20 protein-coding genes are annotated in these 24,005 nt (G+C 50.4%); 12 read left to right on the forward strand and 8 right to left on the reverse strand.

From position 1 onward, the window contains the following. The first annotated feature begins 3 nt into the window (after positions 1-3). On the forward strand, positions 4-390 hold the full coding sequence (locus tag RHD99_RS20285; RefSeq protein WP_309876202.1) for a cytoplasmic protein: 387 nt from the start codon (positions 4-6) through the stop codon (positions 388-390). Positions 391-451: 61 nt separating this feature from the next. Here the strand turns inward: RHD99_RS20285 and exbD are convergent, their stop codons facing one another. Together exbD and exbB are read right to left on the reverse strand one after the other, a co-directional pair. After that, positions 452-877, reverse strand: a complete 426-nt coding sequence (gene exbD, locus RHD99_RS20290; protein WP_183272735.1) for a TonB system transport protein ExbD — start codon at positions 875-877, stop codon at positions 452-454. 4 nt (positions 878-881) lie between these two features. After that, on the reverse strand, positions 882-1,616 hold the full coding sequence (gene exbB, locus RHD99_RS20295; protein WP_183272734.1) for a tol-pal system-associated acyl-CoA thioesterase: 735 nt from the start codon (positions 1,614-1,616) through the stop codon (positions 882-884). Positions 1,617-1,804: 188 nt separating this feature from the next. Between exbB and metC the strand changes: the two genes are divergently transcribed. After that, positions 1,805-2,992, forward strand: a complete 1,188-nt coding sequence (metC, locus tag RHD99_RS20300; protein WP_309876205.1) for a cystathionine beta-lyase — start codon at positions 1,805-1,807, stop codon at positions 2,990-2,992. A gap of 197 nt (positions 2,993-3,189) precedes the next feature. After that, positions 3,190-3,849, forward strand: coding sequence for a DedA family protein (locus RHD99_RS20305; RefSeq protein ID WP_183272733.1), 660 nt, complete (start codon positions 3,190-3,192; stop codon positions 3,847-3,849). An 80-nt stretch (positions 3,850-3,929) separates the two neighbouring features. On the opposite strand, the gene RHD99_RS20310 is transcribed toward RHD99_RS20305, so the two are convergent. Next, positions 3,930-4,817 carry an AraC family transcriptional regulator gene (locus tag RHD99_RS20310; RefSeq protein WP_183272732.1) on the reverse strand — a complete coding sequence of 296 codons (888 nt, stop codon included), beginning with the start codon at positions 4,815-4,817 and terminating at the stop codon, positions 3,930-3,932. 193 nt (positions 4,818-5,010) lie between these two features. On the opposite strand from RHD99_RS20310, the gene yqhD reads away from it, so the two are divergent. Continuing rightward, positions 5,011-6,174, forward strand: coding sequence for an alcohol dehydrogenase (gene yqhD, locus RHD99_RS20315; RefSeq protein WP_309876208.1), 1,164 nt, complete (start codon positions 5,011-5,013; stop codon positions 6,172-6,174). Positions 6,175-6,303: 129 nt separating this feature from the next. Continuing rightward, positions 6,304-7,131 (forward strand): 2,5-didehydrogluconate reductase DkgA, encoded by an 828-nt coding sequence (gene dkgA / locus RHD99_RS20320; RefSeq protein ID WP_309876210.1) that lies wholly within the window; start codon positions 6,304-6,306, stop codon positions 7,129-7,131. Positions 7,132-7,375: 244 nt separating this feature from the next. Here dkgA and RHD99_RS20325 read toward each other — a convergent pair whose 3' ends face one another. The 5 genes from RHD99_RS20325 to RHD99_RS20345 all read right to left on the reverse strand — a co-directional run bounded on the left by RHD99_RS20325 (position 7,376) and on the right by RHD99_RS20345 (position 15,231). Beyond that, positions 7,376-9,604 carry a YgiQ family radical SAM protein gene (locus tag RHD99_RS20325; protein ID WP_309876212.1) on the reverse strand — a complete coding sequence of 743 codons (2,229 nt, stop codon included), beginning with the start codon at positions 9,602-9,604 and terminating at the stop codon, positions 7,376-7,378. A gap of 365 nt (positions 9,605-9,969) precedes the next feature. Then, positions 9,970-11,382, reverse strand: a complete 1,413-nt coding sequence (ftsP, locus tag RHD99_RS20330) for a cell division protein FtsP (protein WP_183272728.1) — start codon at positions 11,380-11,382, stop codon at positions 9,970-9,972. A 64-nt stretch (positions 11,383-11,446) separates the two neighbouring features. Further along, the gene (locus tag RHD99_RS20335; RefSeq protein WP_183272727.1) at positions 11,447-12,202 is read right to left on the reverse strand and encodes a 1-acylglycerol-3-phosphate O-acyltransferase; all 756 of its coding nucleotides are present in this window, start codon (positions 12,200-12,202) and stop codon (positions 11,447-11,449) included. 174 nt (positions 12,203-12,376) lie between these two features. Next, positions 12,377-14,647, reverse strand: coding sequence for a DNA topoisomerase IV subunit A (gene parC, locus RHD99_RS20340; RefSeq protein WP_309876216.1), 2,271 nt, complete (start codon positions 14,645-14,647; stop codon positions 12,377-12,379). A gap of 176 nt (positions 14,648-14,823) precedes the next feature. After that, a complete protein-coding gene (locus RHD99_RS20345; protein WP_309876218.1) occupies positions 14,824-15,231 on the reverse strand; it encodes a YgiW/YdeI family stress tolerance OB fold protein in 408 nt (135 codons plus the stop codon). 199 nt (positions 15,232-15,430) lie between these two features. Here RHD99_RS20345 and qseB point away from each other — a divergent pair, with 199 nt between their 5' ends. The 7 genes from qseB (at position 15,431) to RHD99_RS24040 (ending at position 23,999) form a co-directional block, all read left to right on the forward strand. Next, a complete protein-coding gene (gene qseB / locus RHD99_RS20350) occupies positions 15,431-16,090 on the forward strand; it encodes a quorum sensing response regulator transcription factor QseB (RefSeq protein ID WP_309876220.1) in 660 nt (219 codons plus the stop codon). Then, positions 16,087-17,442: a quorum sensing histidine kinase QseC gene (gene qseC / locus RHD99_RS20355; RefSeq protein ID WP_309876222.1), complete on the forward strand. Its 1,356-nt coding sequence runs from the start codon at positions 16,087-16,089 to the stop codon at positions 17,440-17,442. The genes qseB and qseC overlap by 4 nt, the downstream gene beginning before the upstream one ends. Positions 17,443-17,561: 119 nt before the next feature. Next, on the forward strand, positions 17,562-18,143 hold the full coding sequence (locus tag RHD99_RS20360; protein WP_064540084.1) for an NAD(P)H-dependent oxidoreductase: 582 nt from the start codon (positions 17,562-17,564) through the stop codon (positions 18,141-18,143). A 30-nt stretch (positions 18,144-18,173) separates the two neighbouring features. Next, a complete protein-coding gene (locus RHD99_RS20365) occupies positions 18,174-18,491 on the forward strand; it encodes a putative quinol monooxygenase (RefSeq protein WP_270140714.1) in 318 nt (105 codons plus the stop codon). Between the two features lie 122 nt (positions 18,492-18,613). Beyond that, the gene (locus RHD99_RS20370) at positions 18,614-19,534 is read left to right on the forward strand and encodes a LysR substrate-binding domain-containing protein (RefSeq protein ID WP_309876226.1); all 921 of its coding nucleotides are present in this window, start codon (positions 18,614-18,616) and stop codon (positions 19,532-19,534) included. Positions 19,535-19,731: 197 nt separating this feature from the next. Beyond that, positions 19,732-23,874 carry an autotransporter outer membrane beta-barrel domain-containing protein gene (locus tag RHD99_RS20375; protein ID WP_309876227.1) on the forward strand — a complete coding sequence of 1,381 codons (4,143 nt, stop codon included), beginning with the start codon at positions 19,732-19,734 and terminating at the stop codon, positions 23,872-23,874. Further along, positions 23,778-23,999: an autotransporter outer membrane beta-barrel domain-containing protein gene (locus RHD99_RS24040; protein ID WP_374708445.1), complete on the forward strand. Its 222-nt coding sequence runs from the start codon at positions 23,778-23,780 to the stop codon at positions 23,997-23,999. Before RHD99_RS20375 ends, RHD99_RS24040 begins: the two co-directional genes overlap by 97 nt. Positions 24,000-24,005: the final 6 nt, after the last annotated feature.

Raw genomic sequence — 24,005 nt, forward strand, 5'->3', positions numbered from 1 at the left:
TCAATGTCAGATGTACAGCAACCCATTCAGCACGATACCGCTACCTCGAATGATGCATCACCTGAGAACACGTTATTGCGTGATAATATCGCTGCTCTGGTAGCCATAAAAAATGAAAATATTGCTCGTTTCACAGAAGGGAAAATTAACATTACTTCAGCGCTGGTTGAGCAAAAGTGGCACAACCGCCATCAAATGTTTCCTTATCGCATGAAAGAAGAGATTTACGGCTCTGTACTCAGTGAAATTCTGGCTCATCAACCGCGGATGAAAAACGTGATTCTTGCCCGGCTGGAGGCGGTTTATCAGCAACTGAGAAATGAGGAAGCCCAAACGCTGTCGCGGACTCGTGCCCTGCTGGAAAACAGCTATAAAACACCGAATTTGTAATGAAAAGCGGCCTGGTTAGTTCAACTAACAGGCCGCTTAAAAATAGTGATATTTGACGAGGTTACTGAGGTTTCGTGACTTCTTGCCCAACCAGACCAATCTTCAGATACCCTGCCTGATGCAGCGTATCCATCACATTCATCATCGTTTCGTAATCAACCGATTTGTCTGCGCGGAAGAAAATTGTCGTGTCTTTCTTGCCTTCAGTCGCCGCCATCAACGCATTAATCATGCTTTCTTTGGTCACTTCATCGTTGCCGATAAACATGGTGCGATCGGCTTTGACTGAAAGATAGACCGGCTTTTCAGGACGCGGTTGTGGCTGGCTTGAAGAGGCAGGAAGGTTAACCTTCACATCGACTGTTGCAAGCGGCGCAGCCACCATAAAGATAATCAGCAGCACCAACATGACATCGATAAACGGTGTCACGTTGATTTCATGCATTTCACCGTTATCGTCGAGATTTTCGTTAAGACGCAAAGCCATGAGATCAACCTACACGCAGTTTCTGAGCCGTACGTACCGGGCGAGCGTGAGAACTGGCTTCTAAATCCAGGTCACGGCTTTGCAGCAGTAAAACTTGCGCCGCAACGTCACCCAGAGAAGCTTTATAGCCGCCAATCACACGGGCAAACACGTTGTAGATAACCACCGCAGGAATCGCTGCAACCAGGCCAATAGCCGTTGCCAACAATGCTTCTGCGATACCCGGTGCAACAACAGCAAGGTTAGTGGTTTGCGATTGTGCAATACCAATAAAGCTGTTCATGATGCCCCAGACCGTACCAAACAGACCGACGAACGGCGAAATGGCACCGATGGTCGCGAGAAAACCGTTACCGCGTCCCATGTGTCGACCCACCGCCGCAACGCGACGCTCGAGGCGGAAACCGGTACGCTCTTTTATGCCTTCGTTATCTTCGCTGCCAGTGGAAAGCTCAAGCTCATTCTGCGCTTCATTGATCAGCATCGTGCTCAGGCTTTTCGCATCAAACGCTTCAGCCATATCACTGGCTTCATCCAGAGAGCGGGCATTAGCCAGTTGCTGCTGCTCACGCTTCAGACGGCGTTTTTGCGACATCAACTCAACACTTTTGCTAAAGAAGATTGCCCAAGTGACGACAGAGGCCAGAATCAGGCCGATCATCACAATTTTTACCACGATGTCAGCATGCTGATACATGCCCCAGACAGAGAGGTCTGTCTGCATCAAATTATTCGTCACTCTTACTCTCCACCACGAAATAATACAAAAACTGTGCGCAATAATATCAAAACGACATCGAATTGATAGTAGTTCTCATTAGTATTTAAAGAGTGCCTGAAATTGTCCATGGATTCCTTGCGCTTACGCAGCAAAAGCATGATAAGTTAGTTTTGGACATCCAGATGGGTAAATAGGGCAAAGTGAAGATGACTAAAAAACACATTGAAACGGCGCTGGTGAATGCCGGGCGCGATAAGAAATTCACTCAGGGTTCTGTTAACAGCGTCATTCAACGCGCTTCATCATTGGTTTTTGAAACTGTCGAAGCTAAAAAACACGCCACCGCCAACCGCGCGAAAGGCGAGCTGTTTTATGGCCGTCGTGGCACCCTCACCCATTTCTCGTTACAAGAAGCGATGTGCGAACTGGAAGGTGGCGCGGGTTGCGCACTTTATCCTTGTGGCGCCGCAGCCGTGGCCAATGCGATTCTGGCATTTGTTGAACAGGGCGATAATGTGCTGATGACCGGCACCGCCTATGAGCCGAGCCAGGATTTCTGTACCAGGATCCTCGCAAAACTCGGCGTCAGCACCACCTGGTTTGACCCGATGATTGGCGCGGGCATCGCTGAACTCGTTAAACCCAATACTAAAGTCGTATTTCTGGAATCCCCGGGCTCACTCACAATGGAAGTACATGACGTACCCGCCATTGTTCAGGCGGTGCGCAGCGTTGCTCCAGAAGCCATCATCATGATTGATAACACCTGGGCTGCGGGAGTTTTGTTTAAAGCGCTGGATTTCGGCATTGATATTTCGATTCAGGCAGGCACCAAGTATTTGATTGGCCATTCTGACGCGATGGTCGGGACGGCGGTATCGAATGCCCGTTGCTGGGATCAATTGCGTGAGAATTCTTATCTGATGGGGCAAATGCTGGATGCGGATACCGCTTATATGACCAGCCGAGGTTTACGCACTTTAGGGGTTCGTCTGCGCCAACATCATGAAAGCAGCCTGAAAGTTGCCGAATGGCTGGCGCAACACCCGCAAGTTGAACGCGTCAATCACCCTGCATTGCCCGGCAGTAAAGGCCATGAGTTCTGGAAACGAGACTTTACAGGCAGCAGCGGTTTGTTCTCATTCGTGCTCAAAAAACGCTTAAGTCATGATCAGTATCAGCACTACCTGGACAATTTTAACTATTTTAGTATGGCCTATTCATGGGGAGGGTTTGAATCACTGATCCTCGCCAACCAGCCGGAAGAAGTGGCAGAGATTCGCCCGGCAGGGGGAGTTGATTTCTCCGGTACGTTAGTTCGCCTTCATATCGGTCTGGAGAATGTTGACGATTTGATTGCCGATCTTGATGCAGGTTTCCAGCGTATTGCCTGAATTTTCCAGAAGTGGATACCTTAAAGGACAGTTTTTCTAAATTCATGATGATTAGTTGAGCCTGTGATCAAGGTGTCGCAGGCCATTTAGCGTTACACTATGCTTTCAAAAAAAGGTACGCCGAGAAATTAAGGTGTACCTAATCTAACTACTATAGATTTAGACGCGCCGAATAAAGCGGTTCCACAGGATTTGCCATGGCTGTTATACATCATATCGTTCAGGCGCTTTGGCAACATGACTTTGCTGCACTCGCGGACCCTCATGTTGTTGGAGTGGTTTATTGCGTCATGTTTGCGACGCTGTTTCTCGAAAATGGATTACTGCCCGCCTCATTTTTGCCGGGCGACAGTCTTTTGTTACTCGCGGGAGCGCTTGTGGCAAAAGGGGTCATGAATTTTGTCCCGACATTACTCATTCTCACGACAGCGGCAAGTCTTGGCTGCTGGTTAAGTTATGCGCAAGGTCGCTGGCTCGGTAATACCAAAACAGTTAAAAGCTGGCTGCAACAGTTGCCGCCGCAATATCACCAACGTGCGACGCATATGTTTGACCGACACGGGTTATTTGCATTGCTGGCTGGGCGTTTTTTAGCATTTGTTCGCACTCTGCTGCCAACCATGGCGGGTATTTCAGGTCTCAGCAATCGTCGCTTCCAGGTGTTTAACTGGCTAAGCGGGCTGTTATGGGTGGGTAGCGTATCCAGTCTGGGCTATGCCTTGAGCATGATCCCGTTTGTAAAACGCCACGAAGATCAGGTCATGACTTGTCTGATGGTGTTGCCGATGGTGCTTCTGGTGGCAGGCTTAATCGGAACGTTGTTTGTCCTCATCAAGAAAAGATTAAATCCTGCATAAGTAAAGACCGCCTTTTAAAGACTCACCCTGGGTAGGCATTTGTGAGCACTGCCCAGGGGAAAAATGGCAAATACAATTACCTACACCCGCATCCGCGCGGCATCTTCCCCCGGCGTAACGCCAAAGTATCGCTTAAACTCGCGGCTAAACTGCGACGCACTTTCATATCCGACACGAATCGCCGCAGTACTGGCTTTAATCCCATCGTGCAAAATCAGCATGCGCGCTTTGTGTAAACGGTAGCTCTTGAGATATTGCAGCGGCGAGGTGCTGGTCACCGACTTAAAGTTATGGTGAAACGCCGAAACACTCATGTTCGCTTCCGCAGCGAGTTGGTCTACAGAAAGGTTTTCTGTGTACTGTGTTTCGATGCGCCTGAGCACGCGGCTTATCAGGCTGAAATGTGTCTGCCGGCTGACCAGTGCTAAGAGCGCGGCACCGCACGACCCCATCAGAATGTGATAGAGGATCTCGCGGATAATTTGCTTGCCTAAAATACGCGCGTCGAGCGGGTTTTCCAGCACGTCCAGTAAACGCTCGGCAGCACAGAGGATCTCTTCGGATAGCTCGGCGGAGTTAATCCCGGTCGAGCAGGTTTGCGGGTGCGATACATCATCTTCGCCGATATCCATCAGCAAGTCCTGAAGCTGCAAAATATCGATATTAATGCGCAGTCCAGCCAGCGGGACTTCAGGCGTGGCAAAGGTTTCACATTCAAAAGGTAGCGGCACGGTCAACAACAGATATTCGTTGGCATCGTAGCGAAACACGCGATCGTTCAGATAACCCGTTTTATGCCCGGAAAAGAGAATAATGATCCCCGGCTCATACATCACTGGCGTACGCGCATAGGGCTTGGTGCCATACAGCAAACTGACATTAGGCAGTGAACTGAGGCCACTATTTTCTTTTTGTATCAGATAATTAATCTTGTTAGTTAACTGCTGACAAATCGCTTTCCGCTTCATTTTACCGCGCTCTATATAGCTTTTCTGACGATGTCAGTGTGCAACGAATCTTTTCATTTCTCCAGCTCTCTGGAGAAATAGGCAAGATAAAGGCAGGAATAAGCATTGAGCGATAGCCACCCTCGGCCGACAATGGCTACCATCAAATTCGATAAGCAATGTTATTCATCACCCACAAAACGGGAATCCTATAATGAACAATTTCAACCTACATACCCCGACTCGCATCCTGTTTGGCAAAGGTGCCATTTCCGAACTGCGTGCTCAAATCCCAGCAGATGCTCGCGTGCTGATTACCTACGGCGGCGGTAGCGTGAAGAAAAATGGCGTGCTGGATCAGGTTTACGCTGCGCTCGAAGGTCTGGATGTTCTGGAGTTTGGTGGTATCGAACCGAACCCAACTTACGAAACGCTGATGAAAGCGGTAGAAGTGGTTCGCCAACAGAAAGTGACTTTCCTGTTAGCGGTAGGGGGTGGCTCAGTGCTGGATGGGACTAAGTTCATCGCGGCAGCAGCTAACTACCCAGCCGATATCGACCCATGGAATATCCTGCTGACTCACGGTAATGACGTGAAAAGCGCCATCCCAATGGGCTCTGTTCTGACTCTGCCAGCAACCGGTTCTGAATCCAACAAAGGTGCTGTTGTTTCTCGTCGCACAACCGGTGACAAACAGGCGTTTATGTCTGAGCACGTGCAACCGGTCTTCGCTGTTCTTGATCCGGTTTACACCTACACCCTGCCACCACGTCAGGTCGCAAACGGTGTTGTGGATGCGTTTGTACATACCGTTGAGCAATACATTACTTATCCGGTGAACGCCAAAGTCCAGGATCGTTTTGCCGAAGGCATTCTGTTAACACTGGTTGAAGACGGCCCAATAGCGTTGAAAGAACCGGAAAACTACGATGTGCGTGCCAACGTCATGTGGGCGGCGACCATGGCGTTAAACGGCCTGATCGGTGCAGGCGTACCGCAAGATTGGGCAACGCATATGTTGGGCCATGAACTGACCGCCATGCACGGTCTGGATCACGCGCAAACTCTGGCGGTGGTTCTGCCATCTTTGCTGAATGAAAAGCGTAACGAGAAACGCGGCAAACTGCTGCAATATGCAGAACGCGTGTGGAATATCACCACCGGTGGCGAAGAAGAGCGTATTGATGCCGCAATCGCTGCGACGCGTAATTTCTTCGAGCAAATGGGTGCACCAACTCACCTCTCCGCCTATGGTCTGGATGGCAGTTCTATCCCGGCATTACTGGTGAAACTCGAAGAGAAAGGCATGACGCAATTGGGTGAACACAAAGACATTACTTTGGATGTTAGCCGTCGTATTTACGAAGCTGCACGTTAAGTAATTTAGTCATTTGGTTCTCGTTTTTGAGTATTTGGTCCAGACTTAAACCCTAAATTATTCAAGTTGCAGGAAAGCCAACGCCCCTGCAATTTGAAATTTTCGGGTTTAATCATTAAGGAGGAATACATGACAACTCCAACTGTAATCAAGCTCCAGGATGGGAATGTGATGCCGCAATTGGGCCTCGGTGTCTGGCAAGCCAGCAACGAACAGGTTCAGATTGCAATCGAAAAAGCGCTGGAGGTTGGCTATCGATCCATTGATACCGCCGCCGCGTATAAGAATGAAGACGGCGTAGGCAGTGCGCTAAAAAGCGCGGGCATCCCGCGTGAAGAACTGTTTATCACCACTAAACTGTGGAACGACGATCAGCAACGTCCACGCCAGGCGCTTGAAGACAGCCTCGAAAAACTCCAACTGGATTATGTTGATCTGTATCTGATGCACTGGCCCGTGCCGAGCAAAGATCATTATGTTGTAGCCTGGAAAGGGATCATTGAGCTGCAAAAACAGGGCCTGGTCAAAAGCATCGGTGTATGTAATTTCCAACTCAACCATCTTCAGCGTTTGATTGATGAAACGGGTATCTCACCGGTTATCAACCAGATAGAACTCCATCCGTTACTGCAACAACGCCAGCTTCATTCCTGGAATGCCACACACAAGATCCAGACCGAGTCGTGGAGCCCGTTGGCTCAGGGTGGCGAAGGGGTGTTCGATAAGAAAATCATCCGCGATCTGGCCGATAAATACGGCAAAACACCGGCGCAAATTGTGATTCGCTGGCACCTGGACAGCGGCCTGGTGGTTATCCCGAAATCGGTGACGCCATCGCGTATTGCTGAGAACTTTAACGTGTTTGATTTCCGTCTTGATAAAGACGAGTTAAGCGAGATTGCGAAGTTGGATAGCAATAAGCGTCTGGGACCAGACCCAGATGTTTTTGGTGCGTAATGGCTAAAGTGGCCCTCACCCCGACCCTCTCCCTCAGGGAGAGGGAGAAAATCTTGTTCGATCTGTCCCCTCTCCATTGAGATAGGGGAAATGCCTGCTCGATCTGTCCCCTCTCCATTGAGATAGGGGAAATGCCTGCTCGATCTGTCCCCTCTCCAGTGAGATAGGGGAAAAGCCCGCTCGATCCGTCCCCTCTCCTGTGGGAGAGGGTTAGGGTGAGGGCATCACAACCTTACAACACTCATCAAACCGGGCGTTTTTTCGTCGCGGGCTTGCCGGCCTTTTTCTGCGCGGCATTCGCCACCACTGCCGGTTTTGCCGCGCTTTTCGCGCCCGCAGGAGCGGGTTTACGCTGATGCGCAATCGGCGTGTGTTTCGTCAGTGCAGGACGAGCCCCACGATTGTAGCGACGCGCTTCACGCATCTCTTCAAGCGTTGGCGAAGGCACCAGACATTCACGACGGCCACCGATCAGGTGCTTTTTACCCATCTCTTCCAGCGCTTCACGAATCATCGGCCAGTTAGCCGGATCGTGATAACGCAGCAGCGCTTTGTGCAGGCGACGCTGACGGTCACCTTTCGGCACCACAACATCTTCACTCTTATAGCTAATCTTACCGAGCGGGTTTTTGCCCGTGTAATACATGGTGGTGGAGTTCGCCAGCGGTGATGGATAGAAGTTCTGCACCTGATCCAAACGGAAGCGATTTTTCTTCAGCCACAGCGCCAAATTCACCATGTCTTCATCACGCGTACCTGGGTGTGCGGAGATGAAATAAGGAATCAGATACTGCTCTTTACCAGCCTGTTTAGAGTAGGTATCAAACAGCTCTTTAAAGCGCTGATAGCTGCCCATCCCCGGCTTCATCATCTTAGAAAGTGGCCCTTCTTCGGTGTGTTCCGGGGCAATCTTCAGATATCCACCCACGTGGTGGGTCGCCAGTTCTTTGATATAACGCGGATCTTCTACTGCGATGTCGTAACGTACACCAGAGGCGATCAAAATCTTCTTAACGCCTTTGATCTCACGGGCGCGGCGGTACAAGTTGATCGTCGGCTCATGGTTAGTATCCATGTGCGGGCAAATGTCCGGGTAAACGCAAGACAGACGGCGACAAGTTTGTTCTGCACGTGGCGATTTGCAGCGCAGCATATACATGTTGGCTGTTGGGCCACCCAGATCCGAAACCACGCCGGTAAAGCCTGGAACGGTGTCGCGCATCGCTTCAATTTCGCTGATGATCGAGTCTTCTGAACGACTCTGAATAATGCGCCCTTCGTGTTCGGTGATAGAACAGAACGAGCAACCACCGAAGCAGCCACGCATAATATTCACCGAGAATCGGATCATCTCATAAGCAGGAATACGCGCCTTGCCATACGCAGGGTGCGGAACACGCTTGTAAGGCAGAGCAAACACGCTGTCCATCTCTTCGGTGGAAAGCGGGATGGCTGGAGGGTTGATCCAGATGTAACGATCGCCATGTTTTTGCATTAATGCACGCGCACAACCTGGGTTGGTTTCGTGGTGCAGAATACGTGATGCGTGCGCGTAGAGAACTTTGTCGTTTTTAACTTTTTCATACGACGGCAGCAACACGTAGGTTTTTTCCCACGGCTTCATTGGCGCAGGCTTCACCACGATGGCTTTCGCTTCATCTACAGGCTTACTTGGCTTGCCGGTTTCTGCACACGGCAAATCTTCACCGTATGGGTGTGGAATCGGGTCGATACGGCCAGGCATATCCAGACGCGTAGAATCCACGCCAGACCAGCCCGGCATTGCTTCTTTACGCATCATCGCGGTGTTACGCACATCGCAAATTTCGTCGATCTTCTCACCCATCGCCAGGCGATGAGCCACTTCCACCAGCGGACGTTCACCGTTGCCGAAAATCAGCATGTCGGCTTTAGCATCAACCAGAATGGAGCGACGAACGGTATCAGACCAGTAATCGTAGTGCGCAGTACGACGCAAGCTCGCTTCAATACCGCCAAGGATCACCGGCACATCACGCCAGGCTTCTTTACAGCGTTGAGTATAGGCAAGCGAAGCACGATCGGGGCGTTTACCCGCTACGTTATCAGGCGTGTAGGCATCGTCATGACGCAGTTTACGGTCAGCGGTATAACGGTTGATCATTGAATCCATATTGCCTGCGGTCACACCGAAGAACAGGTTCGGTTTACCCAGACGCATGAAGTCTTCTTTGCTGTTCCAGTCTGGCTGGGCGATGATCCCCACGCGGAAACCTTGAGCTTCCAGCATACGACCACAAATCGCCATACCAAAACTTGGATGGTCAACGTAAGCATCTCCCGTAACCAGAATGATGTCACAGCTGTCCCAGCCTAATTCGTCCATTTCCTTGCGTGACATGGGTAAAAACGGTGCCGGGCCAAAACAGGCTGCCCAGTATTGTGGCCACGAAAAGAGTTCGCGATCGGGCTGGATCAGGCTAATAGAGCTCATAATGCTTCCGAAAAAATGAATATACCCATCGCCCTTCAGGATGCAGTCTGGCGGCTTCCCGAAGTCACATGGGTATAAAAAATGATTTAAAAATAACCAAAGCCGGCGATTATACGCTGGTATTGGGTCAAAAATGAAGTGTTATTGCAATGTTAAAACCCAAGCCCTCACCCCGGCCCTCTCCCAAAGGGAGAGGGGGGAACACCGGACGATCCCTTCTACCTCAGAGATAAAGCGAAACACCAGACGATCCCCTCTCCCTCAGGGATACGGGGGAACACCGGACTATCCCCTCTCCCTCTGAGATACGGGGGAACACCAGACAATCCCCTCTCCCTCAGGGAGAGGGTTAGGGTGAGGGTGGTTTATGGCGCGGGTTGAACCAGCAGTTGCCCAATAGAGCCACGGTCCGCCATTTCCAGAGTTTGGCTGGAATAGAGGAACGGGAAATGTTCCCAGGAAGGCTGACCAAAGTACACGAGTAGCTCAACTTGCCCATCAACCCAAACGGTATCTTTCCAGCCACGGTCCTCACCAAACGGTGCCGCGCCATTAACGTTTTTAATCAGGAAGCTCACACCTTCGATATGGAAAGATTGCGGCATATCCGCTCGCACTGTCCAACGCTCCCAGGTGCCTTGCTGAGTCTGAATATCAATACGCTTCATATCCCAGAGTTGGCCGTTAATACCAGGGTCATCGCCAAGTGCGATATCACGGCTGCGCGACGGGTTGCCGTTGACAATCTCCTCCGGCAGCAAGCGCATTGGCAGGGTATCCGTCACTAAAGGCAGCAGCCCGGTGGCCCGCAGCGTGAGTACCAGCGTAGAGACAAGAATGCTCGAAGGTTCAAAGAAGCCACGGATCCTGTCCATGATACCCGCCGCTTCGCCGCAGGTTATCGACACTTCTTTTCCGTCGGTCATATCCACCAGGATCTCGCGACGCTCACCTGGCGCCAGGGATAATTGCTTCACAGAAACAGGTGCCGGAAGGAAACCCTGGTCGCTGGAAATCACGTGCATAGCCCGGCCATCACTCATTTGCAGCAAATAGCGGCGCGAGTTAGAGGCGTTAAGCAAACGCAAACGCACCCAGCCGCGTGAAACCTCGACATACGGCCCCTGCACACCATTCACCAGCAGCGTGTCACCGACAAAGCCACCGCTACCCGGTTCTTCATATTCTGGCGCACCGAAGTTATCCAGGCGCTTATCCTGAATGATGACCGGGAAGTCATCGACACCATAATGGTTTGGGATCGGCAACGATTTACTGACTTCATCTTCGATAAGCCACATACCCGCCAGGCCGTTGTAGACCTGTTTCGCGGTACGGTTTGGTGTATTGGCGTGATACCACAACGTGGCGGCCTGCTGGCGTATCGGCAGAACGGGCGCCCAGTCAACATTAGGAGACATCATGCGCGCCGCGCCGCCCATGAGCGGGCCGGGTACCTGCAACCCGGCAATCGTCATAGCGATGTTTTCTTGCAGACGATTACTGTAAATCATCTTCACATCATCGCCGCTCCACACGCGAATGGTCGGCCCAAGATAACGCCCGTTGAAGCCCCAGACAGGTGCCTTAGCGCCGCCAGTAAATGACCAGTGCGCCCGTTGTAACGTCAGGAACAAAGGCTGGCCACGGCGAGATTCCAGTAACGGAGGAACGGGTAAAGGTTGCTGCATTCCTGCGGCATTTGCCCTCAGTGGCACCGAGCCTGCACAAAGTGCGACTCCGGATGCCTGTATAAACTGACGCCGACTGAGTGACATATTAACTCCATGTGAAACTGACTAACATAAGGCTGCACAAAACGTACCGCCAAAATAAAAGCGATTAATTCGCTTGCTTGCTTTCAACTCGACCGGAGGCTTCGCGCTCCGCGACTTCTTTATTTAGTTCGTCGATTTTTGCCATCATAATTTCACGGCAATCGGTGGCAAGTTTGCGCACCTGGTCTTTGCCGTAATGGCTGATATCAATCGGCGGCAACATTTCTACAATGACTAAACCGTTATTCAAACGATTGAGTTTAATTTTATTACTGGTATTCGAAACGCACACCGGAATAATTGGGACGCCCGCAGCAATTGCGGCATGGAATGCACCCGTTTTAAATGGCAGCAGGCCACGGCCACGGCTACGAGTCCCTTCCGGGAACATCCAGACCGACACATTACGTTTCTTAATTTGCGTCACAACCTGGGAAATGGTGCTAAGCGCTTTGGAACGGTTATCACGATCGATAAGCATATTCCCGGTTAACCAATAAATTTGGCCAAAAAACGGGATCCACAGCAGGCTCTTTTTCCCGACGGTCACCGTTGGCGGCTGCACAATATTCGCGGCAGTCACCATGTCGTAGTTATTCTGGTGGTTACAGATATAAATCGCCGTTGGATGATTTTCGGCGCCCGCCGGTAAACGGGTTTCAACTTTCAAACCAAAGACGGGCGCAAGACGCCCAAAGAGATGACCAAACGTCGCAACATGGCGTGGGTTACGTGGGCTGAACAAGCAATAAATGCAGCCAAAAATGCACACCAACAGGCAATAAATTACAACGATTATAAAACGTACGATGGATAGCATAACAACCTCAAAAACCAAAACCGCTGACAAGTATGACGGATATATATCGATACCCAAAATAATTGGAGTTGCATTACGGCGGCAAGTGAACAAATCCCAATGCGCTGACACAAGTAAGCGATTTGGGTGCGTGAACACACGCCAACACCGATGCAACTTCAAGTATGAAGAGTATTACTCTTCGCTGTCACCCGCACTGGCCCGATGTGGTGAATCCACTTCAACACGATCAATACGTTGTAGGCCACGCATCAGCGTACCGCGACGGCCGCGCTCACCGGTGATTTTCTGCAACTCTTCCGGGCGGAGTTTAATTTTGCGTTTACCAACATGCAGAGTCACGGTGCTTTGCGGCGGCAAGACAAACAAATGCGCCAGTTTGTCTTCGCCTTTTGCCGCTTCCGCTGAAGGAATCGAGATAATTTTATTCCCTTTCCCTTTGGAAAGTTGCGGTAAATCAGCCACCGGGAACATCAACATGCGCCCTGCCGCGGTAATCGCCAACAGTAAATCGTCAGCGCTTGAGATTTCCATCGGCGGCATCACTTTCGCGTTTTCCGGCAATGAAATAAGCGTTTTACCCGCACGGTTACGTGCAACTAAATCATTGAAGGTACAAACGAAACCATAGCCTGCATCAGAAGCCATCAGCAGTTTTTGGTCGTCTGGTGCCATTAAGACGTGCTCAACAACGGCTCCCGGCGGCGGCGTAAGTTTGCCCGTCAGCGGTTCACCCTGCCCACGTGCCGATGGCAACGTAATCGGGTCAAGCGCGTAACTGCGCCCGGTGGAGTCGATAAACGCCACTGGCTGGTTGCTCTTACCTTTGGCAGAACCCAGATAATTATCGCCCGCTTTGTAGTTAAGCCCTTGCGCGTCAATATCATGGCCTTTGGCGCTACGCACCCAACCCATTTGAGAGAGCACAATGGTGACCGGTTCAGACGGGGTCATATCATGTTCGCTCATGGCTTTCGCTTCGCCACGCTCACGCAACGGTGAACGGCGATCGTCGCCATAAGCATCTGAATCAGCCTGCAATTCTTTCTTCAGCAACGTATTCATTTTGCGTTCGGACGCCAGAATACCCTGCAATTGGTCACGCTCTTTTTCCAGTTCGCTCTGCTCGCCGCGAATTTTCATCTCTTCGAGTTTTGCGAGGTGGCGTAATTTCAGCTCGAGGATGGACTCGGCTTGCGTTTCGCTTAATTCGAAGCGCGACATCAGCACCGGCTTCGGCTCATCCTCGGTACGAATAATATGAATCACTTCGTCAATGTTGAGGAACGCCACCAGCAAACCTTCGAGGATATGCAGGCGTTTGAGCACTTTCTCCAGACGATAACTCAGGCGACGGCGCACCGTTTCACGGCGATAAACCAGCCATTCAGTCAGGATTTCCAGCAGGTTTTTCACCGATGGACGATTATCCAGACCGATCATATTGAGGTTAATACGATAGCTTTTTTCAAGATCGGTGGTGGCAAACAGGTGGTTCATCACCTGCTCTACGTCGATACGGTTAGAACGTGGAACAATCACCAGACGGGTCGGGTTTTCGTGGTTCGACTCATCGCGCAAATCTTCAACCATTGGCAGCTTTTTAGCCCGCATTTGGCTGGCGATTTGCTCAAGTACACGCGCACCGGAAACCTGATGAGGCAATGCGGTAATCACCACATCGCCATCTTCTTTTTTCCACACCGCGCGCATACGCACAGAGCCACGGCCATTCTGGTAGATTTTACGAATCTCAGCACGCGGGGTGATGATTTCGGCTTCGGTTGGGTAATCCGGCCCCTGAACGATATCCAGCACTTCATCGAGCGTGGTTTTCGGGTGGTCAATCAGGGTCATTGCCGCTTGCGCCACTTCGCGCAAGTTGTGCGGAGGAATGTCTGTTGCCATCCCGACCGCGATACCGGTGGTGCCATTGAGCAGAATATTCGGCAGACGCGCAGGCAGCATTTTCGGCTCCTGCATAGTGCCGTCAAAGTTCGGCACGTAATCGACCGTCCCCTGCCCTAACTCGCCCAGCAGGACTTCTGCGTATTTTGACAGTCGCGATTCGGTATAACGCATCGCGGCGAAGGATTTCGGGTCATCCGGTGCCCCCCAGTTTCCCTGCCCGTCAACCAACGGATAACGGTAAGAGAACGGCTGTGCCATCAGCACCATCGCTTCATAACAGGCGCTGTCGCCGTGTGGATGGTATTTACCCAGAACGTCACCGACGGTACGGGCTGATTTTTTGAATTTAGCGCTGGCGCTTAATCCCAGCTCTGACATCGCATAGACGATACGACGTTGTACGGGCTTTAACCCATCACCAATGAACGGCAGCGCGCGGTCCATAATGACGTACATGGAGTAGTTGAGATACGCATTTTCTGTGAATTCGTGCAGCGCAAGGCGTTCTGCACCATCATGAGTTAAATCACTCATTCATTAATCATCCTCAAACTGACGAGTGGCCATAAACCCAAATAATTTGAGTTGTGGGTAATGGCGTAATTGCCGCCGATAGTACCTTATCTGGCCTGCGTAGTCACAGAGGAGTGAGTATCTTTAGGAAGTGAGGGGATATGAAATGAGCCGCGAATTGCGGCTCATTGAGGGGGTTATTTTACGATGCTAATTTGCTTCACATCGATTTCAACGGAGTTCCAGTCTTTGTCGACTTCACCTTGAATTTCAACGGTGTCTTTCGGTGTAATGGTCTGCCCATTCCAGCGTTTATGATCGATATCGACATTAATCGTGCCGGAAGAATCACGGAAAATGTAGTGATCTCCACCGATACGCGATTCAATCTTACCGCGCAGGGTTACCCAGGAATCGTCTGGCTGCGATTTCGCCTGTGTTACCGTAGTAGTGCTACCACTTGGTCCAACAAAACCACCAGCAGTCTGAGTTGGAGTGGTTTGTGCGGCTGGAGCATTAGGATCCGAGAATCCACCTTGTTGTGCAGCCAGTGCTGGGGCTGCGGTAATTGCGAGAATAGTCAGGATAGCGGCTATTTTTTTCATCGTTAATTTTCCCTATATGAATGAACGTTTTCTGAGTGCTATTTAACTCGAGAGATCTTAACGCGATCTTAATTTTTCGCCGTAACAACGTATATTTTATAAAAATGCCATTCAGCATCAACCCCGGCATTTTTCCTCTGTACAAGGCGGTTGTAAACGTTATTTACTTGCCGGTAATGGTCAATGGAAAGGCAACAATATGCGCATATTACTGATTGAGGACGATAAGCTCATCGGTGACGGATTAAAAGCCGGGTTAACCAAAATGGGATTTATCGTCGACTGGTTTACCGATGGCCTTCAGGGCCAAGCGGCGCTGGGCCTGGCACCTTATGACGCCGTAGTACTGGATTTAAGCCTGCCGGGAATCGACGGGCTGGATATTCTAAAAACCTGGCGTCGTAACGGCCAAACCGAACCCGTGTTGATTCTCACCGCGCGTGACGCGCTGGAACAACGTGTCGAGGGGTTGCAACTCGGTGCAGATGATTATTTGTGTAAACCCTTTGCGTTAATAGAAGTTGCCACCCGGCTTCAGGTTTTAATTCGCCGTAATCATGGGCAGATTCAATCGACACTTCATCACGCCGGTGTCGAGCTTGATCCTATTAAATTAACCGTCACTCGCGAGGGTGAAGCGTTGCACTTAAAACCCAAAGAGTTTGCTCTACTGGAGTTATTTATGCGTAACGCCGGGCGTGTATTACCGCGCACGCTTATCGAAGAAAAACTCTATAACTGGGATAACGACGTATCCAGAAATGCGCTGGAAGTCCATATCCACCATTTGCGCCGTAAACTCGGCAGCGGGTTTATTCGCACAGTGCACGGAATTGGTTATACGTTGGGCGAAGAATGATAAAAGCACTGACTCAAAGTTTACGCGCCAGATTAATTGCCGGATATGTATTGCTGACACTGTTGGCATGGGTTGGCGCAAGTTTCGCGGCCTGGCATCAAACCAGCAAAACGCTTAACAAGCTGTTTGATACTCAGCAGGTGCTGTTTGCCAAGCGTCTGAGTGCATTAAAGCTGGATAATATGCAGGGGGAAACGGAACTTCCGCGTACTAAAAACATGATTTCCCATCATCGCGGCAAGCAAGACGACGATACGCTGGCTTTCGCCATTTACACCGCCGATGGAAGACTGTTACTCAATGATGGCGACAATGGCCGCAACCTCACTTATCGCTACCAACGCGACGGTTTCATCGACGGTAAACTTGCGGGTGACGACGATATGTGGCGCATGGTGTGGGTCACCACGCCGGATGGAAAGTACCGCATCGTCGTCGGCCAGGAATGGGAGTACCGGGAAGATCTGGCGCTGGATATTGTATTGTCGCAGCTCACGCCATGGCTTATCGCGCTACCGCTTATTTTGCTACTTCTGGTGTGGTTGGTGAGTCGCGCCCTCGCCCCGCTTCACAAGCTGGCGCACCAATTACGCAGCCGCAAACCTGACGACGGTGGCGAGCTGCCAACACAAGCGCTTCCGCAGGAAGTTCGCCCATTGGTCGTCGCACTCAATCAGCTATTTTCTCGCACCGGGGAATTAATGCAGCGCGAGCGACGCTTTACCTCTGACGCGGCACACGAACTACGCAGCCCGCTTGCCGCGTTAAAAGTGCAGGCCGAAGTTGCTCAACTTGCGCAAAACGACGAGCCGGTACGCGATCATGCTCTCAATAATCTCAGTGCGGGTATCGATCGTGCCACGCGTCTGGTCGATCAGTTATTGACGTTATCACGCCTGGATTCTTTAGCAGGTCTGGATGATGTCCAGGAAGTCGAACTTCAATCATTACTGCAAAATGCAGTGATGGACGCGTGGCATCAGGCCCTGCGCGAAGGTATCGATATCCGTCTTGATATCCAGGACGCGAGCGTGAAACGCCAGGGGCAGCAGCTGTTACTGAGTTTAATGGTGAGAAATGTGCTGGATAACGCCGTGCGTTATAGTCCGCGTGGCAGCGTGGTGGATGTGGTTTTGCAAAGCCGCGAAATAACGATTACCGACAACGGGCCAGGGGTCAGCCCAGAGTTTTTAACGTCGCTGGGTGAGCGATTCTTCCGCCCGCCAGGACAGGAAAAAACCGGCAGCGGACTGGGGTTGTCCATCGTACGACGCATTGCCGCTTTGCATGGGATGCAGGCGCTATTTTTGAACAGCGACCAGGGCGGTTTCCAGGTCAGGATTCGTTGGTAAACATCATTACACTCTCGAATTATTGCGTTTAAAGCAAAAGTCTTTGCCAAACGGAGCATTTAATCGTGATGGTATTCACATTAAACTTCGCGCCAGACGCAATAATTCGAGAGTTAACTATGAGCAACATCCTGATTATCAATGGTGCGAAAAAATTCGCCCACTCTAACGGCCAACTCAATGACACCCTGACCGACGTCGCGGAAAGCTTTTTGCGCGACCTCGGGCATGATGTTCTGGTCACCCGAACCGACAGCGAGTACGACGTAAAAGAAGAAGTCGAAAAGTACCTGTGGGCCGATACCGTGATTTACCAAATGCCAGGCTGGTGGATGGGCGCACCGTGGACCATGAAGAAATACATCGATGATGTGTTCACTGAAGGTCATGGTTCGTTGTATGCCAGCGATGGCCGTACCCGCTCAGACGCTGAGAAAAAGTATGGTTCCGGCGGTTTGATTCAGGGCAAAACCTATATGCTTTCCCTGACCTGGAACGCTCCACTGCAAGCCTTTGAAGACAAAGAACAGTTCTTCCATGGCGTGGGTGTTGATGGCGTTTATCTGCCATTCCACAAAGCGAACCAGTTCCTTGGAATGGAAGGTCTGCCGACCTTTATCGCTAACGATGTGATGAAAGTGCCTGACGTTCCACGTTTTATCGCAGAATACCGCGAGCATCTCGGCCAGATTTTTGCTTAACTGTTAAGTAATTATCGAAAGGAGTAAGTCATGCTAACAGTGATAGCTGAAATTCGTACCCGTCCAGGTGCGCATCATCGCCAGGCGGTTTTAGATGCCTTCGCAAAAATTATTCCTACCGTGCTGGAGGAAGAAGGCTGCTTCGGTTACGCGCCATTAGTCGACCATAACGCACAAGTGGCGTTCCAGACGACAGCACCCGCTTCCGTATTTATGCTGGAAAAATGGGAGAGTGTTGCTCATCTCGAAGCTCACCTTCAAACCCAGCATATGAAAGATCACAGTGCTGCCGTAAAAGACGATGTTCTGGATGTGCATATCCATATTCTGGAAGACGCAATCAAGTAATCGATTTGCTGGAAAACAAAAGGGAGCGGTGTTAACACCCGCTCCTTTTTTTATGGGTAAAATTCATAGTCATGAAACGCTGCTAAGCTACTCTTTACTCTGAGTGGTTATTGGGGCGGGATATGAAAACGAATATGGTTTCCGATAAAGTACTAAAACTTTCCAGTTTTAATCTTAATTTGCTAACCACTTTCTGTTTGATCTATTCCACTCGCAGCATCACCGAAGTCTCTGAGATTCTGGATGTTACCCCGCCTTCCATTAGCCATTCCCTGCGCAAGCTGCGCCTGCACTTTGAAGACCCTTTATTTATCCGCCATGGAAATACGATATCGCCAACGGTATTTGCTGATGACCTTTATCTACAGTTAAAGCAAACGCTAGAAATAATGAGTGATTCAATAGACACGAGTCATAAAAATCGCCATCGGGAAACGCTGGTAATATATTCTCCATTTTCAGTAGCGGTGCATGATTTGTCTGTCACATTATTAAAAATAAAATCAGAAAACATTAATTATAAAATAAAGTATATCGAAACCAATCTGGATATTCCTGATGCGGTCGAATTACTTAACTTACGCAAAGCAGATATTGTTTTTTCCGCTACCCCCATCACCAATGCAAGTCTGAGCTGTATTTTGCATCATCAATTAACCCCAACACTAGTTTGTCGCAAAGATAACCCGCTACTGCAAAGCGAAGTCAGTATTGAGCAGTTAAAGGGTCTTGATATGGTCAGCCATTTAACTGCCGACGAGATGATCCACCAGAAAAAGCAGACCCTACAGGCGACAATGAGAATAACGCCCCCTGCGTTTGAAACGAATTCATTGCTGATGCTCCTCACTGTTTTGTCAGAAACTGACAGCGTCGGGTTCATTTCACATGAGGCTTTTAACCGCTACGAACACGCTTTCGGGCTGCGAAAACTCACGCTGTTGTTCCCGCTGCAGCAACTTAATGTGTATCTGATCTACCGGAAAGAAATGGAACAAAAGACCAGTTTTAGGCAATTTCTGGCGACGATTCTCGAAAAATAACCTCCCTCTGCAATAAAACTAAATCCGCACTTAGTCCTGAGTAATAGGTTGGTTATTAATTGCCCGTATAATATTTGAACGCACAAGGCAGTTAAACGTTACCCATTATATTTACATCACACAGTAATCTTATATTTCCCTGAAGAATTAACTGCCTCTGCGATGAATAAACATATTCACGTTATAGAGGCATTCGCATGAAAATCATTAAGATATTACCACCACATAATCAACATAACCGCCGCAAAATAATACTTAAAACGTCAGCTGGAATAGTTGCTGGCGTGCTGAGTTTTGGCTGCGTGGACGCAAATGCAGAGAGACTGGTCAATACCGTGGGAAGCGTGGGTATTTGTACCCGTGGTACTTACTCTGACGAAACGATAAAAATGAGTGTGGCAAATACTGCCGGAATAAAAATCGGCGATGGAGGAACCATTACCCTGAGCCGGGGCAGTATCAAAAATAATGCCGTGTCCGGCGCAGGCTCTAAAGACCAGTTCGGTGTACACGTCTCTGGCGGTAGCCGCGTTGAGTTGAATGAAGTGGAGGTTGCTCTCGATCCAAAAACAGGAACCGGGGTTGCTATAACAGCCAGTGATATGACGGGGATGTTTGTGGAGTCAGGTGGATCACTGTCACTGAAAAATTCCACGCTAACCGTAGGCGGCAATGCCAAGGGAAATAATAACCGTGGGATTGCGGTATCAGGCGATCATTCCCAGGTCTCTCTGGATAATTCCAGCGTGCAGACAAACTCCTGGGGAGCGGTTGGTATTTCTGCAACACAAGGCGGCAAAATAGACCTTTCGAAAAATACAAAAATCGAGACGGTGGGAGCCAGAAGCGCCACTACTGGCGGAAGCCACGGTGTTTATGTTAGCGGAGAGAACAGCGCCCTTAATTCAGATAACGCCACAATTCGCACCACTGGCGCTTCAGCTTACGGAATCAAAGCAGAAAACGGCGGCAAGATAGTTTTAAAAGAGACAGCCGTTGAGACGACCGGCGGTTACGGGCATGGCTTGTTGTTAGATGGCGAAAAAACTGACGGTAAAATTTCCGGCGGTTCGATTCTGACATCGGGTAAAGGGGCCGTCGGGATCTGGGCCCGCAATCGCGCGATCGTATCACTGCAAGATGGAACAACCATCAGCACCTCAGGTGCTGGGTTATCATCAGCCTCGCCGCTGGATAATGAAAAAACATTAACCTTAAGTCACGGATTACTGGCCAGTGATGAAGAAACGTCTATTAGCGGGAAGAATCTGCATTTGACCACTTCTGCGCTAAGTGCCAGCGCTGCGAGAGCGGAGAATAGCGCACAGATTGATCTGCAAGACAGCCAAATAGACAGTACCGGAGGGGCCGTCAGCACGGCTTCTACCGCCGCCCTTCACGCGCTTTCAGGTGCCGCCATTACGGGCAACCACCTTACGATTAACGTATCGGGAAATTATCAGGGGGCTGCCCGGGCCGAAGGGGCTGGCAGCTTACTTGCATTTGATAACAGCAAACTTGATGTCAGCGGAGCAGGCAGCGCGAGTGCCTTATCAACGGCGGCCAGAGCAATAGATGGTGCATCCCTTGCCTTAAAACGCTCAACAATACTGGCAACGGGCATGCAAAGCCACGGCGTGTCAGTTGAAGGCCCAGGCTCTAACGCTCAACTGGACAACGTCGAGATTGAAACCCGTGGAGCACGCAGCTCTGGGGTCAATATTATTAACGGCGCAACCGCCGATATCCTCTCCAGCCAAATCAAGACCACGGCTCCCGATAACGCCGCTGGCCCCTGGGGGCCGGGCATCTTGCTTCAGGGGGCAGACTCTTCACTATCACTTACGGACAGTGATGTCACCACCACGCAAAAATCCAGCCTCGGCATCAGCGCGACCAACGGAAGTCGTCTGTTGGTCAACCGCTCGGATATCACGACATCCGGAAATTACAGCACAGGAATTGCAACGGCCAATTCAACGGCTTCGATAACGGATAGCCATATCAAAACCTCTGGTGATGATAATGCGATGGGCATCGTTGCCGACGTGGGTGCCACCGTTAATGTAATGGGAGGAAGCGTCACCACAACGGGAAATGGATCGCCGGTTCAGAGCAACCTCACCTTCCCACATGCGCTGGCTTCACGTAACGAAGGTTCGCTGCTCAAAGTCGAAGGAACTACTTTGCTGACAGAAGGAAATCAAGCTTACGGTGCCGCCGCTGATGACGGAGGTAATATCATCCTGAAAAATTTGTCGGTCAAAACCCTGGGCGCGAGTTCAACCGGTTTATATGCAGGAATTGGCGCGGCAAAACCGGGCAGCGTCAGCCTGAGCGCCACCAATGTGTCGGTCGAGACCTTTGGAGATAATGCAACTGGCGCGTTCGTTGGGCGCAAATATAAAACCGAAACGGCTGAGATGGCGCTGGATAGCGTCACGCTCACGACTCATGGTGATAATTCCCGAGGGCTTTGGGCAGAAGCGGGGGCTGAGTTTATGGTCGAAGATTCGGCGATAAAGACCGATGGCGCACAATCTCACGGCATACTCGCCAGCAACGGAGGGCAGGTTCAAGCCAATAATGTGGTTGCCTCAACGCACGGCGATAACGCGGCTGCATTGGCCGTCCAGGGCACGGCTGCGTTTACGGGGCAGGCAAATTTAAATAACAGTATTCTTTTAAGCGAGCATGGTCACGGCATTGAAACCACGGGCTTCGCCGATGTTGAACTGCAAAATAGCCGGGTTAGTGGAGAAAAGCAGTGGTTGCAGGTGCAAAATGGTCCAGGAGCTTCACAAGGTAATGCCAGCGTAAATGTGTCGTCGAGCATCGTTTCCGGCGCAGCGCTAACGGAAGCCAATGCCTACTCTGACGTTTCGTTAAGCAAAACCAGTCTGTGGTTTTTGACCGGCAATTCTGTTCTTAGCCAATTAACGAATAATCAAAGCCTTATCAATTTCAGTGCACCTGAAAGTAACCAGTACAAAACGCTGAAAGTGAATAATTACCACGGCGATAACGCAACGATTGCATTAAATACTCACTTGTATGCCGACAATTCCCCAACCGACCAACTCGTTATTGACGGTGGGCATGCCGATGGTTCCACCAGCCTGAAAATCACGAATACCGATGGTCAGGGCGCACTAACCCAGGGCAATGGCATTAAAGTGGTGGATGCGATAAGCGGTGCCACAACAGAAACTGAAGCCTTTAATTTGCTCAACAAGGTAAAAGCGGGGCCATATGTATATTCACTTTATCGATCAAGTCTCGATAACAGCAATGAAGAAGCCTGGTATCTGCGTTCTCACAAAGTGGTTGCGCCGGAAATTGATGATAACGAGCTAACGCCGCCACCAGAGCCACAGCCACAGCCGGGCGTTCCTCCTGTAGATGAACCTCCCGTCGTTAACGAAGGTGATAATGCTCCTCCGGCAACGCCAATGCCTTCTCAACAACCTGTCGCTGTACCCGATTATCGGGCAGAAACGTCGCTGTATCAGGACATCCCTCAACTGGCATTACTGTATAGCCGGATGCTGGTTGATAGCCTGCACGAACGTACCGGGGAACAATTTGCCAGCCCGGAAAAAATCACAGCGGCAACACAATCGCCGCATATGAGCTGGGGTCGCGTGATTGTTAAAAACGGGAAATCTGATTTCGATGGGCCGCAATCGCGTTTTTCACTGAATGCCATTCAGCTCGGCATTGATTTGTATCGTGAAAGCCAGGATGACGGGAGTTCTAATTTTGCCGGCGTGCTAGGGAACATCGGTAAAATTAACAGCAAAGTCACCCATACCGATGGTGAAAATGCAGGCCGCAATACGGTGAAATCGTGGGGTCTGGGCGGTTACTGGACGCACTTTACGCCAGCGGGAAGTTATCTTGATGCCGTCGCCCAGTACAACCGGTTGTATGTGGAATCCAGCCCCACCGATCTCAGCCCAATGAAAACCAAAGGTTATGGTTTAAGTGCTTCGCTGGAGGCGGGTTATCCTTGGCAGCCGGATACTGACGTTCAGCGCTTTATCGAACCTCAGGCGCAGTTGATCTACTCAACGGTGAAACTGGATAACACTCATGACGAGGCATCTACAGTTAAATTCAGCAATGCAGATTCCCTGACTGGCCGCCTCAGCCTGCGTATTCATCAGACCTGGAATCATGATGACGAGAAAAAAGTGAAAGAGGAACGCACCAGAACGACCGCCTGGTTACGCCCGGGATCTTGCATGAGTTCAGAGGAGACAGCAAAACAGCCTTTTCTTCTCAGCAAGGCGACATACCGTTTGTCACCAACAGCGCTGGAACATGGGGGCAATTAAATGCGGGCGTTGACCATCAGATCAATAAGTCAGTTTCGATTGCCGGTTCGTTGAGTGTTGAAAAGTCGTTTGTAGGTGACAGCATCAATTACGGCGGGATTGTCGGTTTGAAAATTAAGTTCTGATTTGTT

Origin of the sequence: Buttiauxella selenatireducens, from assembly GCF_031432975.1 — a bacterium.
Taxonomy (GTDB): Bacteria; Pseudomonadota; Gammaproteobacteria; order Enterobacterales; family Enterobacteriaceae; genus Buttiauxella; species Buttiauxella selenatireducens.

Bases quoted from the DNA above. Each gene is read 5' to 3' on its own strand.
- dkgA (WP_309876210.1), top strand. From the start codon at position 6,304: ATGACAACTCCAACTGTAATCAAGCTCCAGGATGGGAATGTGATGCCG.
- qseC (WP_309876222.1), top strand. From the start codon at position 16,087: ATGATAAAAGCACTGACTCAAAGTTTACGCGCCAGATTAATTGCCGGA.
- RHD99_RS20335 (WP_183272727.1), bottom strand. From the start codon at position 12,202: ATGCTATCCATCGTACGTTTTATAATCGTTGTAATTTATTGCCTGTTG.
- RHD99_RS20360 (WP_064540084.1), top strand. From the start codon at position 17,562: ATGAGCAACATCCTGATTATCAATGGTGCGAAAAAATTCGCCCACTCT.
- RHD99_RS20310 (WP_183272732.1), bottom strand. From the start codon at position 4,817: ATGAAGCGGAAAGCGATTTGTCAGCAGTTAACTAACAAGATTAATTAT.
- RHD99_RS20325 (WP_309876212.1), bottom strand. From the start codon at position 9,604: ATGAGCTCTATTAGCCTGATCCAGCCCGATCGCGAACTCTTTTCGTGG.
- RHD99_RS20345 (WP_309876218.1), bottom strand. From the start codon at position 15,231: ATGAAAAAAATAGCCGCTATCCTGACTATTCTCGCAATTACCGCAGCC.
- RHD99_RS20370 (WP_309876226.1), top strand. From the start codon at position 18,614: ATGAAAACGAATATGGTTTCCGATAAAGTACTAAAACTTTCCAGTTTT.
- RHD99_RS20285 (WP_309876202.1), top strand. From the start codon at position 4: ATGTCAGATGTACAGCAACCCATTCAGCACGATACCGCTACCTCGAAT.
- RHD99_RS20365 (WP_270140714.1), top strand. From the start codon at position 18,174: ATGCTAACAGTGATAGCTGAAATTCGTACCCGTCCAGGTGCGCATCAT.
- metC (WP_309876205.1), top strand. From the start codon at position 1,805: ATGACTAAAAAACACATTGAAACGGCGCTGGTGAATGCCGGGCGCGAT.
- qseB (WP_309876220.1), top strand. From the start codon at position 15,431: ATGCGCATATTACTGATTGAGGACGATAAGCTCATCGGTGACGGATTA.
- exbD (WP_183272735.1), bottom strand. From the start codon at position 877: ATGGCTTTGCGTCTTAACGAAAATCTCGACGATAACGGTGAAATGCAT.
- yqhD (WP_309876208.1), top strand. From the start codon at position 5,011: ATGAACAATTTCAACCTACATACCCCGACTCGCATCCTGTTTGGCAAA.
- parC (WP_309876216.1), bottom strand. From the start codon at position 14,647: ATGAGTGATTTAACTCATGATGGTGCAGAACGCCTTGCGCTGCACGAA.
- RHD99_RS20375 (WP_309876227.1), top strand. From the start codon at position 19,732: ATGAAAATCATTAAGATATTACCACCACATAATCAACATAACCGCCGC.
- ftsP (WP_183272728.1), bottom strand. From the start codon at position 11,382: ATGTCACTCAGTCGGCGTCAGTTTATACAGGCATCCGGAGTCGCACTT.
- RHD99_RS20305 (WP_183272733.1), top strand. From the start codon at position 3,190: ATGGCTGTTATACATCATATCGTTCAGGCGCTTTGGCAACATGACTTT.